This is a genomic window from Martinezella lusitana (genome assembly GCF_900094565.1).
Lineage (GTDB): Bacteria > Pseudomonadota > Alphaproteobacteria > Rhizobiales > Rhizobiaceae > Rhizobium > Rhizobium lusitanum.
The window spans coordinates 75226-89489 of the sequence record NZ_FMAF01000027.1 but is presented as its reverse complement, the minus strand read 5'-3'; the positions used below and the strand labels follow the sequence as shown (position 1 = coordinate 89489).

At 57.3% G+C, this 14264-nt stretch carries 9 protein-coding genes and 1 pseudogene; 1 reads left to right on the top strand and 9 read right to left on the bottom strand.

Features of this window, described 5'->3' with window-relative positions; translation table 11 throughout:
* The coding region (locus tag GA0061101_RS31270) for a transposase (RefSeq protein ID WP_141694139.1) at positions 1 to 294 on the top strand (294 nt) is incomplete at its 5' end.
* Between the two features lie 20 nt (positions 295 to 314).
* Here GA0061101_RS31270 and GA0061101_RS31265 read toward each other — a convergent pair.
* From GA0061101_RS31265 to GA0061101_RS31225, 9 genes and pseudogenes are all read right to left on the bottom strand, one after another.
* A pseudogene (locus tag GA0061101_RS31265) lies at positions 315 to 665 on the bottom strand (transposase); the annotation flags it as partial.
* Between the two features lie 441 nt (positions 666 to 1106).
* Entirely contained in the window at positions 1107 to 3398 is a 2292-nt protein-coding gene (locus GA0061101_RS31260) for a hypothetical protein (RefSeq protein WP_244441503.1), read from the bottom strand.
* A 62-nt stretch (positions 3399 to 3460) separates the two neighbouring features.
* Positions 3461 to 4675 (bottom strand): DUF2357 domain-containing protein, encoded by a 1215-nt coding sequence (locus GA0061101_RS31255; RefSeq protein WP_240535433.1) that lies wholly within the window; start codon positions 4673 to 4675, stop codon positions 3461 to 3463.
* A gap of 287 nt (positions 4676 to 4962) precedes the next feature.
* Positions 4963 to 6981, bottom strand: a complete 2019-nt coding sequence (locus GA0061101_RS31250; RefSeq protein WP_004118326.1) for an McrB family protein — start codon at positions 6979 to 6981, stop codon at positions 4963 to 4965.
* 33 nt (positions 6982 to 7014) lie between these two features.
* The gene (locus tag GA0061101_RS31245; RefSeq protein WP_004118324.1) at positions 7015 to 8409 is read right to left on the bottom strand and encodes a coiled-coil domain-containing protein; all 1395 of its coding nucleotides are present in this window, start codon (positions 8407 to 8409) and stop codon (positions 7015 to 7017) included.
* Positions 8381 to 10537, bottom strand: a complete 2157-nt coding sequence (locus GA0061101_RS31240; protein WP_240535432.1) for an AAA domain-containing protein — start codon at positions 10535 to 10537, stop codon at positions 8381 to 8383. The genes GA0061101_RS31245 and GA0061101_RS31240 overlap by 29 nt, the downstream gene beginning before the upstream one ends.
* 180 nt (positions 10538 to 10717) lie before the next feature.
* Positions 10718 to 11512, bottom strand: a complete 795-nt coding sequence (gene istB / locus GA0061101_RS31235) for an IS21-like element helper ATPase IstB (RefSeq protein WP_004118321.1) — start codon at positions 11510 to 11512, stop codon at positions 10718 to 10720.
* On the bottom strand, positions 11502 to 13022 hold the full coding sequence (gene istA / locus GA0061101_RS31230) for an IS21 family transposase (protein ID WP_141694140.1): 1521 nt from the start codon (positions 13020 to 13022) through the stop codon (positions 11502 to 11504). Before istA ends, istB begins: the two co-directional genes overlap by 11 nt.
* A gap of 55 nt (positions 13023 to 13077) precedes the next feature.
* Complete coding sequence (locus GA0061101_RS31225) at positions 13078 to 13965, bottom strand: hypothetical protein (protein WP_183932624.1); 888 nt, start codon at positions 13963 to 13965, stop codon at positions 13078 to 13080.
* Positions 13966 to 14264: the final 299 nt, after the last annotated feature.

The following is a 14264-nucleotide window of genomic DNA, read 5'->3' as shown; positions in this document are numbered from 1 at the left end:
TGGCCATGGTTGCTGCATGTCTTCGCCGATGGTGGCTATGCGGGCGATAAGTTGAAGCGGCGACTGAAAAAGATCGGGCGCTGGACGATCGAGATCATCAAGCGCTCGGACAAGGCGAAAGGCTTCGAGGTTCTGCCGCGTCGATGGGTGGTCGAACGGACCTTCGCCTGGCTTGGCAGATGCCGCAGATTGGCCAAAGACGTCGAACGCTCGATCGCATCAGCCGAAGCGTGGATCATGATCGCCCACATTCGTCTCATCACCAGACGGCTAGCAAGGTATGGATATCGTTGAACGCTTTTCGAATCCGACTCTTAGTCGCCCGTGAAGAACCGTTTTCGGTGTGGCGGCGCATGATTGTCGGCGTCGAGAGTTTGCCTGACGAGCAGGCACAAAAGTAGCCTGAACCACCTGAGCAGAAGCGAGAAATTGTAGCCGGCGGCAGCCAGAACGGCATTGAGGGCATCGCCCTGCTGTCCGGCAAGATAGTTGCGGTCCATTCTGCGCTCGTTCTTGAGGTGCCCGATGACGGGCTCGACGGCTGACCGCCTTCGCATCAGACGTTTGATGGCCGGCGTCACGTGGCGCTTCTGGCCACTGGTGAAGACCCGCAGCTTGTGGCTCTGGGGCGCATTGTGGCCGCGGTATCCGGCGTCGGCCAGAATGCCAGGATCAGTCCGAGAAATGGCCGCCTTCAAATCGGAACGCCCGCCGGAATGAAATCGGAATGACTGGCCGGCTTCAAATCGGAATCGATGGCCGGCTTCATCGGAATACGCAGCCCATGAGTCGATTTTAGTGAGACGCCGTATTAGTTGCTGGTCTTTTGGGTCGTCGCCTCGGTGCCTTTGTTGTTCGCTCGAGTACCTAATTTAATGCCGCTGACATCAGTGAGGCGCCTTGAGAATGACGGCAATCAACCCCACGCTTCCCTTCACCTTGCCAAAGATATCGATGCCCTGAGCCAGCCTATACCGCCCGCATCAAGGCCTCACAATGAGCTCGTCAGGTACTCTTCGGTGAGCTCATTTGACGGCGCGTAGATCAACCTTAGATCCCCGCAACTGAAAATCGACGGGGCGTGGACGCCGCATACCAGCGATCTACTATTCGTCGGCATCGCTCCCATCCGCCCCACCAAAAATATCAAGCAGAAGCTCTGGGTTGGACCCCTCGCCCCGTAGTTCCTCAAGAACGTGTTCCAGGATGCGCCCGTACTTTGCCAGTGCCCTTAAACGATCCTGGTGCTTGAGATCACCTATCGTCCTCTCGACTGCTCGAACCAATTTATCCGCCTTAGGGTCCTGCCCCTCAACCAACGCGAATGGCTCGACCACCCTCCAACGGAGAAGGCCAACAAGCAGCATCGGAGCGTATTGGAATCTGGTGTACGTCGAGCCCAGATTTTCTTCGAACTCCCGGAGAATCCGTTTGGTCAACCGCTCGACATCTTTGCGAGTAAGCAGCCGAGGCGCGGTTTCAGAGCGCGAAAGTAGGAACGCCATGGCGGCGGTTTCTTTCTGCCACTTCCATTGATCTATGGGCTTGCCCAAGACCTTGTGGATTGCCTGCAGCTCAAAATGCTGGTTGCTGGCGACCCGCCCCAACCCCTGGTAAGCGAGCTTCCAGTGGGCACCTTGAGTGAAAATTGGGTGTCCCCGGGCTTCTTTGTCCCAAGCCTCCAGCAACCAGCCCGAGACGTCTGGCGGGCATCGGCGGAATTGCCATGTCAGAAACCGCAGTGATTGGGTTCCAACAGCTTGGCCCCTCAGCCCGCGACGGACTTCATCTAACGCTCGTTCTACAAGTCGATCCAAGCGCGATAGCGCGACAGCATCTACTCCATTCGGGACATCACCGTCACTTGATATCGCGTATTTGCCGCCAGGTCGAGCCGAGAGCCGATTTGCGAGTGCCGTCCAATCGACGGCAGTCCGGTCAACGTTCTTTTCAAGCAACGTGAAAAGCCCGTCTCCGCGAGGGCTATCGTTCCAACTATCGATTCCGCAGGCGAGCACAAGCCGTCCCGGTATTGTCGGTGCTGGTCTCTGGAACCCTTCGATCAACGCGTCCCAATTTTGTTCGAGTTCGGTCGCGGCATCCCAGTCGACCTGGAATTGGTGACCAAACTTCTGAGAGTGAACGAGGATTTTTGCTCGACCGGACGCCGGGCTCTGTTCCACCCAAAGTTCGACGGGAACTGTCTGGTCGACTTTCACACCGATGTTGACTTCTGCCTTGCGCGGAAGCTCGGAAGTTTCCTTTCTAAGGAAAATAGAAAAACGATCCTGCCCCGCTTGAATGGCCAATCTTGCCGGTTTCGGGCTCCGGTACATCTCACCTGCCGGAAGCGTCTCATCGTAATCAACGAGGTCGAAGTTTTCGACCGCGTCACGCCGCTGCACAATCGTTGAAATCTGCGGCAGGAAATCGAAATAGATGGGATCGCGCTTGCTTAGGCGCCGCGCGGCATGAAGCGCACCATCTGCGATCGAGTTGTCAGCAAGTAACACAACATCTCCACCGATGCTTTGTATCACTGCTGAATGGAATGCTTTTCTGATCGCACCTTTGGACAGAGTTTCCAACAAGACCACATCGCACCCAGCGACATCATCTCGCACATCCTGCAATCGAGGTATCTGCTCGTGATCGATCGTGTCGGGCGGCCTTAATACCTGCCAGTCTCCGTTTCCTTGGCGTAACACCTCGGGCTCTGCCTGGAATCCGAGCGCAAGGCGTCCATTCGAACGTGCCCATTCCAAATGATCGGTTCGGTCGACCGACGAAACTCTAGAAATTGCAGACTTTGCCAACTCCGCCAATCCCCGGTATCCCCAACCCGAACGGATCAGTTTTCCTGTCGAGCGACGCTCCGGCGCTAAGACAGTCTCTCCATGGCTACGCTCGCGACGAATGCGCAGCCTTTGAACCGTGACACCGTCTCCGGTGTGCGAAACCACACCTACGGCCTGGCCTTCTTCAACTGTTCCCCTTTCGATAGCGAACAATGTCGCCAACACGGATCGCCAAACCAGAAGCGGCGTCGAGACCTTTGCCTTGCGCAGAGCCGCCAACAGTCGTTCCTGCAGTAGCTCGCCGGTTTCAGCATGATCATCAAGGCTGGCGATGCCAAAGCTGGCACCGGATGACATCCCTTTCAGCGCTGCAGTCAGGTGGGGGACGGATGGATCGTCGTTCAGCAGATCAGTCACCCTCAACCGCTTCTCGGCAGCTCCGACCACACCCCAACCAGCACCCAGGCCGTGCGGAGAAATTGATGCCTGCGCACCACCCACAAGGCCCCCGTCGGCCTTCGCTCCAGTTTCAACCACGACACCGAAAATGCCGCCTTCGATGAGAGAGCTAATAACCTCCTGCTCCTCGCCGTCCGGCAAAATGGTCCAGTTCCTCGCAGCGCTATCGCGCCATCCATTCAGATCGTACCCGCACAGTTTCCTCATGGCGTCGTCGCGTATATTTCGCTACGTGCGAACGCACGGATAGCGTCCAACCCTTGCCGCAGCCCCTCGCCAGAGGCCTCCAAGGCAATTCCATCAACGCGCGTGCTAGCCTTACGGGATAGGCAAGTCTCGAACTGACCGTGAGATGGGGTCAGTATCAGCCCGTTACGCAGAACTTCAGTTTGGCCGAATGGCTGAATCTCGACCAATCGCTCATTTGCCCGTACGACAGCGTCGTTGAGATCTATGCGAGCCATCGTGTGCGGGGTCCAAACTGCTACGCGGCGCGGCATCCCGCCTCGGTCGATGTCGGAGATGCGGAGAGACACGTGGGCCCGCGTCAAGGCCAGCATACGGCCTGGTGCTTCAGGGCGGGATTGTACCTCGACTATACGACCTGTGTTCTTCAACCAGAACACGGCAATCGGTCGATCCTGCTCGAACCATCGTCCGAGCGATGCCTCTGAACGCCAGACGATGGGCGATTGCGCAATTAGCTCGGCTTCTTCGAGTTCGCTGAGAGCGAGCACGACAGAAAGCACAGAAAAATCCGTCCAGGTCTCCGCTTGCCATGCCCAGAGGTCATCGAGGACCCTGTCTTCCTCCAGCAGGCGGCGCCAGGCTTCATAGATGGAGTTGTAGCTCGGGTCCTGCATCAGAACGTAGTTCGGAACAATCCCGGCATCGGCTACGCTCACTTCAAGATCTGCCAACATCTGCGCGAAGGTTTTGCAGAACCGGCCGAAATGATTGACTTGCGCGTAGCGGCGGCTATGCCGTGCTCGTGGATGCTCCTGCATCCATTCGCGAGCAACCTGGAAAGCAAGTGTCGTATACGCGTGGAGAACCCTGTTTTCAGGGGTATCAAAGTTCTCTCGCCTGACTGTTGCGAGAATACGCTGGCTTGTACCGGCTCGCTCCGCAATCGTCCGCCCCGGTTGACGGACGAGCCAGCGCATCGACGCCCGATCCATTTCCTGAACTCGGTCCAAGAATGTAAGCTCTCTCGTCCGACGAAGCACGCGCCTGATCCTCGGCTCCAGCGCTTTCAGGCGCGGAAGGACATCTTGAGCCTGCCTTACGATCTCCGCCATTCGCGGATCGTGTTCATTCTCTGCGCGCTCCCACGCATCGCGCAATCGGGACCATACATGCAAAGGGTCTTCAAGGGCCTCGCCAAGCTCCTGGACCCGCGCCAAAACCTCGTTCATCCGCCGAAGAAGCTCTCTCGCCCGCACGTCTTCCGGGGTCTCATGCTCCTTTACACCACGAGGGCGAACCGGAAACCCAATTCGCTCCGGTCGCTGAGCATTCGCCGTTTTCGGGTATGGATGGAGAATAAGTTCCACCGGTCCATCTTGAAGCCGGGCCGACATAAGACGCGAGTGTCCGCCGTTCTTGGGTGCCTCGCCACGGACCTCGCTGACCAAACAATCACCAGGACTGAACTTCGCATTGGCAACTCCTCTGCGATCCCAAGGTCTGCCGAGATGGAGCATTACCGCGAAACCCCGTTCCATACGAACTGACCGGAGCCCTCTTTCGCAGCACGGATCGACTCATCGATCGCCTTCGCAAGGTGATCGTCCCGCAGGGCATCACCAACGAAACTTATGAGTTCGGAGAAAGCATGATCGTTACCGTCTTCAACTTCGATACCGCGAAGCTTTGGTAACAAGCGCATTTCAACCTGATCTGCGAGCGGGACACGCAAGTCCTTCGCCTGGTCGAACGAGGTGTAGTTCGCGACATACCCCATGATCGCGCGGCCGAGACGGTGACCGAAAGGTCTCTTGAAGCCCTTCATGAGGCTGACCATTCTATCCACGCTGTCGATAACGGTCTGCTCACTCTCCACAGTCGAAACAGGATTCACCCATGACCGCCATCTTGCCGCCGACAGCGCCTCGGGCTCGGCGATATTTGCTTTCTGCGCAGTCGTCCTGATGGTTCTTGGTGCCGAGAAGCGAAGGACATTCGCCCGGTCCACAACCTTATCAGAGAGCGACTGCGTGCTCTCGTCTTCGTTCATCGTTCCGGCAAACAGAAGGTTGTATCCTGGGAAGATGCGGGGAGCGTCCATACCTCGCGGCATCGGTATCTCAAGCTCGATCTCAGCGTCTTTGCGCAGGGATTTATCCGACACACGGTTCATCGGCGGGCGGCTTTCCAAGCGGCTGAGGAAGTCCGAAAAATAATACTCAACACGCGCAAGGTTCATTTCGTCGAGCAGGATCATTATCATCTGATCCTGAAACTCGCTCTTCTGGTTGTTCAGAATGTCCAGGTGATAGAGCGCCCGCGCCATATCGGTCGGACGGTAGCGCTTTTCGATATAGTTGTAGAAACCCATCAAATCCTGGGGGCTATCCCAGCGAGGTTGAACCGGCACCTGCAGGAACCCGATCCCTATGCCTGCCGCGTACTGTCGCGGCAGCTGGCTCTTGCCAGTCCCGGAGATACCGGCAAGCACGGCCATCTGGGTCGTGTCGTTTGTTTTCATTGCTGTATGGAAGGCATAAACAATGCGACGGTCGTAATGGAGGCCGCTTTGTTCAAGGCGCTGAAGCACCCGTTGGACTGCCTCAGCCTCATTTTCAGCGGCGCGATCTTTCCAGCTCCGCATTTGTGCCAGCACCGGCGGAAGCGTGGTCAACTCCTTGAGACGTTCAACGATTGCCTCCTCGCGGCCCGGCGCATCCCTACCGCTCGCCTCAGCAACGTCTTCCTCCATCTTAGCGACCTGTGCCATTAGCGACGAACGGCGATCTTCCAACGATGAGATGTCGCTTTCGATGGAACGAGCACGCTCCTCGGCGGCTGCGAGTTTCGCCGACGTCTGCGTGAATTCAGCATGAACGGCGGCGGTCGCCTGACGCTCGACAGCGAGGTCTTCTTGAACCTGAGAGAGTTGGGAGTTTGCCGCCTGGAGGAGGCCTTCGACACGTGCGCTTTCTCTACCAAGTTCCTGCGACAGCGCTTCTAAGCGTTGCACTCGCTCCTGCGCTTCGCTCAACTCAATCGCTTGGGACCGCATTTCTGCAATCTTCTTTTCAAGCGCTGCCTGTTCACGCTTCATCTCATCGTTGAGAGCGAACAGCCGCTCGGCGGCAGTGAGGCGGTCATGGACAGCGTCGAGATCTGCCCGGGCGGAAGCCAGCTCAGCGTCAACTGCGTGTTTTTCAATGATCTCCGCTTCGATCACCTCGCGCAGCGCACGGATTTCCTCGCGGCGCTCATCCTTCTGAAGCCATTCAGCATTCAAGTCATCGAGCTGTCTCTTGGTCGCATCGTAGTCAGCCTGGACGTCGGCAATATTGGCTAGGGCCTTGCGGCGCTCTCCTAGTTCATTTTCGATATCGCTAAGGGCCATCCGCTTGTCGGCAATGGCTGTCTCCAGAGACTCCAGGGAGCGCGTCGGCCCGGAGGCGGTAACGGCTCTGTCATGGAGCACCGCGAGGCTTATCTGCACGACGATCAGAGCTACGACAGCCATTGCTGCGAAAAGCAGTATCAAGATGTTTCCTGTTAGCATGTCGACGCTCTCTAATTATGGCCTCTCAGGCTGTGGCTGGGTAGTCGTCGGGGCGTCAATAGCTGGCGGCGCGGGTGCCACATCCGTCTGCTTTGGCGTCTTCGCGTCTGAAAGAGATGCAATTTCCTGAACAAGCACCCCTTTCCTGCCGTTAAGCTCGGCCAGCTCCGCTTTCACAGTATTTAGGTCGCTCTGACGCAAGCTCAGCTCTTTGGCCAGTTCTGCTTGTCGGTTTGATAGGTCTGCGACAGCCTTTTCCAGAGCAGCTTTTTCAGCTGCTGCGCGATCAGCATCGGCTTTGTCCGCCGAAGTTCGAGACTTCAGTGCCTGAAGACTGCTTAACTCTTCTTTGAGCGTGTTACGTTGCGTTGTGGCAGCTGCGACATCTGCCTGGAGATCATTTAATTGTGCCTTCGCGACCGGAAGAGATTTTTCCGCCTCTGCAAGCGCGTCCTGGGCAATTTTTAGCCTGCCTTCAGCCGCTGCAGCATCTGATCGTGCGCGGTCCGCTGCTGTGGTCACGCTCGTGAGATCGCCGTTCAATGCAGCCTTCCGCATTTCGAGAGCGCCGACTTGGTTGGCCAAGTCCGTACGGTTGCTGTCCTGGCGGGCCAAGTCGGCATCCGTTTTAGCTGCAGTGACCTTCGCCTTGGACGCCTGATCCTGGAGCTTTGCGATCGTTGCGTCTAAATCCTGCGAGGCACGTTGTTTGTCGCCGATATCTTTCGTGATTTTCGTCATTTGCGCCGTCAACGAGGCCTGACGGGCGGTAAGATCGGCGACCTGACGTGTTTTGTCGTCAAGGTCCTGAAGCTGGGCGTTTAATTTGGAGATTTCAGCCTCCTTATCGCGCCGGACCTTTTCGCTGACTGCAATCGCGTCGTCGGCAGCACTTTTTCGATCTTCTGCTTGTGCAACGTCGGCATTTGACTGATCGATCTTTGCCTGATTGACAGCAATCCGCTTTTCAAGGTCAGCGTTCTGAGAGCGTAAGGTCGCAAGCGTCTTCTCGGCCTTAGCTGCTTCCGCAATAGTATCGGCGGCCGCTTTCGATTGCTCTTGGCCCGCCTGAAGCTTCTCAACGCCCTCGGCGAGCGATGCCGTCTGTTGGTTTATCTCTGCGTCGAGGCGATCTCGCTGTGCGGTCAGATCAGCGATGGTTTTCCGAATACCATCGGCTTCTACACTTCGTTGAGAGATTTCCGAAAGGACACTATCGCGTCGGCCCAGCGCCTCTGTCCGCTCATTGTTATAGCGCTGAATGTCGGAACGCACGGCACCGTAGTCGCGCTCAAGAGCGTCGACCTGAATCAACGCGACAGAGATCGCGGCCGCTGAGAGCAAGCCAAGCGTCAAAGCGATATAGGTAAACCGCCGCGATCTAGGAAAGCTGTTTTGCGACGCGTTCAATGCACCCCTCCAAATCCTGAGCTAGTTCGTCCACCCAAAAGCGCTGGATTTTCCAGCCAAGCGATTTCAACTGATGGTCTCTCCAATAGTCGCCAAGCTTTCTTTTGCCGTCGGTGTCGGCATGCCAATGTCGACCATCGACTTCCAGGTCGAGCTTGACATCGCCGCTGCCAAACAGTGCAAAATCCAGGCGACGACCGGCGACTTCGAATTGAGCAACGGGGTTCAAGCCGCGCTTCCTAAGCGCCGCGTCCACAATTCGCTCCCAATTGCTGTCAAACGTGCCCTCGCCGATGCGGCCCTTTGGTTCGGTTGCCGTAGCGGCTAGCCGTTGAAGACTCCGCACCTTGCCAGATCGCGCATACGACAAATCGCCAAAGACATGGGCGACGGCCCGGGCGCGGCTAATGGCAACGTTCAGGCGGCGCCAGTCTTTCTGCACGAACGTGACCGCGCTGATCGCACTCGAATGGCCGAGCGTGGGTGAGAAAAGGATAAGGTCTCTTTCTTGACCTTGGAAACTGTCAACCGTGCCGACACGCAGTTCAGCCTTGACACGAAGCTTTTCATTGACTTCTGCGTGGATCGCTTGCTCCAACGCGTATACCTGCGGCCGGAAAGGAGCGATGACCCCGATCGACCCGCTATATCCTTGATCCACGAGGAGCATGCGGACATGCTGCACTATCGCGGCGATCTCAGAATTATTGATGTTGCCGATCATTGGTGATGTTGGCGCCGGTACATCGGTCCACGCAATACCTGGCTTCATGCCCCTTGGTGATTTGAGCTTGTCCTGGTCACCTGCAACCCGCAATTGACCACCATAAAAGTGTTCGTTGATGTAGCCAACGATATCGGCAGCGGATCGATATTGATCGCGAAGCATAACCTTCGCCGCCCCGGGCGTGAGGTCCGCCAAGTCGAATAGCGATCTCCGGCTCTGCGCGAACCGACCCATCTTTGATACCGGCAGGTTCTGGGCCTGCATCAGGTTTCGATCATGCGCAATGCCCAACTGGCTGATGAAGGAAAGCTGGCGATTGTCACCGACAACGACAGCACGTTTTGCCCTAGCGAAGATCGGCAGTGCTGACGCGATATCGCACTGGCTTGCTTCATCAAAGATCGCGAGATCGAATAAGCTGTCTGACAGCGGCACTCGCCGTGCCGCGCCAAGGACTGAAACCAACCACAGGGGCCGGTGACTTACAACTTCACCGGCCAATTCAGATGGCAGCGGCCCGGTGTTTTGAGCAAGCTCTAGGTTGGCAAGCTCCTCGCCTAGCCTCCGTCGGTCGATCTCAGTCAGGTTGACCTTTGACGCCAGAACTTTGGGAAGAAGCTCCCGAGCGACCTCTCCTATCTCCTGCGTAATCGCGACTGGATCACCCTTTACTTCGATCGTAGCTAATTCAGAGCGGAGCTGTTTTAGACGCTGCCTGAGGGTGGCGAGCGTTGTCTCTCCACCGGAACGTTGGCTGCCTACCAACAACTTCGATTTAAGACCGAAAGCTCCCAGTATTGTGTTGATCAACCGAATGACGAGGTTTTTTTCGGGCTCTACCAATGTCTGGACTCCGCGTTCAGCGCTGCTCGCCTCCTGCGCCTCGAGCCTCTCCAAAAGCTCCGCAATCAACCCGTGGATACGCGAAAGCTCGTCGATCTGGTCGAGCAGCCGATTTCGATTTTGCGCGAGCGTCGAGAGTTTCGACAGTAGAACCAAGTCTGGCTCAGCCGCACCTCTTGTGGGCTCGCTGACAAGTTCGCCAAGCACCTGATCGAACGATTGATCGATGTCGCGTGTAGGATCAAGCGTCCTCACTAGGAACGGAGACTGCGGAGCGATGCCACCAAGCCTGGTCTCGACAGCATCGAGGGCTTGGTGGTTCTTCGATGCAACAAGTACGCTTCCACCATCGGCAATCACGGAAGCAGCGATGGACACGATGGCCTGGCTTTTGCCGGTCCCCGGCGGACCGGTTACCACCGTAAGCGGTGCGAGGAGAGACCGCCTCACCGCATCAATCTGCTCCTTATTCAAGTCGCCCGTGTTGATGACGGGAGCAAGCCTAGTTGCAACGGGTGCATCCAAGCCGAGGATCGGCGCCAGCGCAGTCGTGGCCAATTTTTCCTTCGGCCACGCTGCAATTGTATCGAGGTCACGCACAGCTCCGGCAGTGAAGGTAGTATCGGTCGGTAGAAAGAGTGCGGCGATATCATGGATGCCGACGATTGTTGGTTTCCACGCGGAACTGAGCCGGTTTTTCCACCGAGAAGTGAGCCACCTCTGAGTATGGTTTTCTGATCAGGGTTTGGTCAATGGGCTGGCTTTTTCTCCTCTCTTTTGCGCCGCGGCGGCCGAACTGGCCTTGAATCGAAAGCTGTCATTTCCGGTTTCCAGGATGTGGCAACGGTGGGTCAGGCGGTCGAGCAAAGCGGTCGTCATCTTGGCGTCGCCGAAGACTGTGGCCCATTCGCTGAAGCTTAGGTTGGTGGTGATGATGACGCTGGTGCGCTCGTAAAGCTTGCTCAGCAGGTGGAAGAGCAATGCGCCGCCCGAAGCGCTGAACGGAAGGTATCCGAGTTCATCCAAGATCAGCAGATCGAGACGAACCAACGTCTCAGCGATCTGACCGGCCTTGCCTTTGGCCTTCTCCTGCTCGAGGGCGTTGACCAATTCGATGGTCGAGAAGAAGCGGACCTTTCGGCGATGATGCTCGATCGCCTGGACACCGAGAGCGGTCGCGATATGTGTTTTTCCCGTGCCAGGCCCGCCGACGAGCACGACATTCTGCGCTCCGTCCATGAACTCGCATCGGTGCAGTTGGCGCACCGTCGCTTCGTTGATTTCGCTGGCGGCGAAGTCGTATCCGGAGATGTCCTTGTAGGCCGGGAAGCGGGCAGCCTTCATGTGATAGGCGATGGAGCGGACCTCGCGTTCGGCCATTTCCGCTTTCAGCAACTGGGACAGGATCGGCACGGCCGCATCGAAGGCTGGCGCTCCTTGCTCGATCAGATCCGTGACCGCTTGGGCCATGCCATACATCTTCAGACTACGCAGCATGATGACGACGGCGGCGCTGGCTGGATCATGACGCATGGCGACCTCCTACGATCCGGACACGCAGCCCGTCATAGCGTTCGACATTGGCCTTGGGTTCGCGCAGCAAGGTCAGCGCCTGTGGTGTGTCGATATCGGGACCATCACTGGTCTTGCCGTCGATCAGCCGATGCAGCAGGTTCAACACATGCGTTTTGGTTGCCACGCCGGCATCCAGAGCCAGTTCCACAGCGCGGAGGACGACCTGTTCGTCGTGATGAAGAACGAGAGAAAGGATATCGGCCATCTCGCGATCACCGCCGGGGCGGCGAAGCATCTGGTCCTGCAGTTGTCGAAAGGCCGGTGGTAGTTCCAGGAAGGGTGCGCCATTGCGCAAGGCACCGGGCTTGCGTTGGATGACGGCAAGGTAGTGTCGCCAGTCGTAAATCGTCCGCGGCGGCTTGTCGTGACTGCGCTCAATGACCCGCACATGTTCGCAAAGAACGTTGCCCTCGGCTGCAACGACCAGCCGCTCGGGATAGATTCGCAGGCTGACGGGCCGGTTCGCAAACGATGCGGGCACGCTATAGCGGTTTCGTTCGAAGGTGATCAGGCAGGTGGGTGAGACCCGTTTGCTTTGCTCGACAAAGCCGTCAAACGCGGCAGGCAGTGTCATCAATGATGCCCGCTCATCAGCCCATACATCCGCAATCGTGCCGGGCAAGGTGCCATGCGGTGTCTCCCGCCACAGGTCCTGGCAATGCTGTTCCAGCCAGGCGTTCAACGCCGGCAGATCGGGAAAGTCCGGCATCTGTTGCCACAAACGTGGTCGGGCATCCTGAACATTCTTCTCGACCTGCCCTTTCTCCCAGCCCGCAGCAGGATTACAGAACTCGGGCGCAAAGACGTAGTGGTTCGTCATCGCCAGGAAGCGGATGTTGACCTGCCGCTCCTTGCCGCGGCCGACGCGATCGACCGCGGTGCGCATATTGTCGTAGATCCCTCGCGCAGGCACACCGCCGAAGACCCGGAAGCCGTGCCAGTGGGCGTCGAAGAGCATCTCATGGGTTTGCAGCAGGTAGGCTCTGACCAGAAAGGCCCGGCTGTGCGCCAACTTGATATGCGCGACCTGAAGCTTCGTGCGCTCGCCGCCGATCACGGCATAGTCTTCACTCCAATCGAATTGGAATGCTTCGCCTGGGCGGAAAGACAGAGGAACGAATATGCCTCGGCCGGCCGTCTGCTGCTCAGCCCGCCACTCACGGGCAAAGGCAGCGACGCGACCGTAGGAGCCGGTAAAGCCCAGAACCACCAGATCGGCATGAAGTTGCTTCAGCGTTCGGCGCTGCTTGCGTGACCTCCCGGCCTCGGTCTTCAGCCAGGCCGCCAGTTTGTCGGCAAAAGGATCAAGCTTGCTCGGCCGCTCCGGTACCGTGAACGTCGGCTCGATCGTGCCCGCGCTCAGATACTTCGCGATTGTGTTCCGCGACAGCCCGGTGCGCCGACTGATCTCGCGGATCGATAGCTTCTCGCGCAACGCCATCCGGCGGATAATGTTTAAAAGTCCCATGTGGATCACTCCGTTGCCCCCGTCGCTCTCCGCGCTGGGGGAAGGTTCACATGGCTCAATTCTCAATGGAAATTATGCGCCTAACCGGCTCAGTTCTGCGTGGAAACCAACAGACGATGTTAGGATCCAGCTCAATTCGCATTTGCTGGCCTGAGATACGTCCCCGAAAGGTGCCCGAAACAGCCTCCTTCAATCGGGAGAGAAATTCATCCCGCCGGAAGCCCAATCCCTCGGCCTGCGTGAACACGTCGCGCAGCCCTGCCTCTTTCCAATTGGCGCTTCTCGCCACGCCCTTGATCCAGTCGGGGTTTGCGACGATGTCATCCGTATCGATCGATACTTCTAGGTGCGTCGGACTGCGCTTCCAGTCAGCGCTGATGAGACCAACCGGCCAGACAACAGCTACACCTTGCTTTTTCCCAACACCCAGAGGCCAGCCCACGGCGAGCGACTGTTCGTTCGCTTCCCGCTTGACGAGAGCCTGCCGAAAGTCATCTGGCAACTCGTCGAGAGGTATCGAGATGGTGAGGACCTGCCCCTCTTCGGGCGTCAGAGGCCCAAGGCCAGTGAACAGTTGCCATTGAACAGAATGGCGATCTTCAACTTGAGTGATCGCACCTCTCGGGTCTGATCGTAATGCGGATCGATAGTATCGAAGCAACGCATTGGGATCGAACGCCGCGAAAGTATCTGCGACTTCACCTTCGCCGACGGAAGACCTTGAGGTCCGGAAAGTCGCGTGGACGGGCCTGAGGGTAAGATTGTCAGTTACTATGGTATTGGTGGCAATTGAAGAAACGGGTTGGGTGCCTGTCTTGTTCGCGGTGGCAATTGGGCGCCACCGACCATCGCGGCCTTTGGCCACTTTTCCAGCTTCGCTGAGGGCAGATAACTCGGCGTAAATTTCCGTACGCCTGCGCGGATCAAAATCGACATCAAGCAACGCAAATAGTTCGTTCGTTGTCCGGCCCGTCGGAAACGCCGATATCGTTCGCAGTAGTATAGACATGACTTACAAATAACCTCAGCCGAGCGCTCCCTCTCAGCTGATCCATTGAATCGCCCTCCTCCAATAAGCGATTGAGGCGCTTTGCGTGTCAACGGTTTGCAACTTGAAATACACGCCCATTTTCGACCCGAGGAGTTCAAGATGGAAGATTTGCATGAATAGTGTTCTTCAAGACACGAAAATACAAACGCCTTTTGCCGGTTAGGTGACCATACTGTTTCGCCCCACCGGCT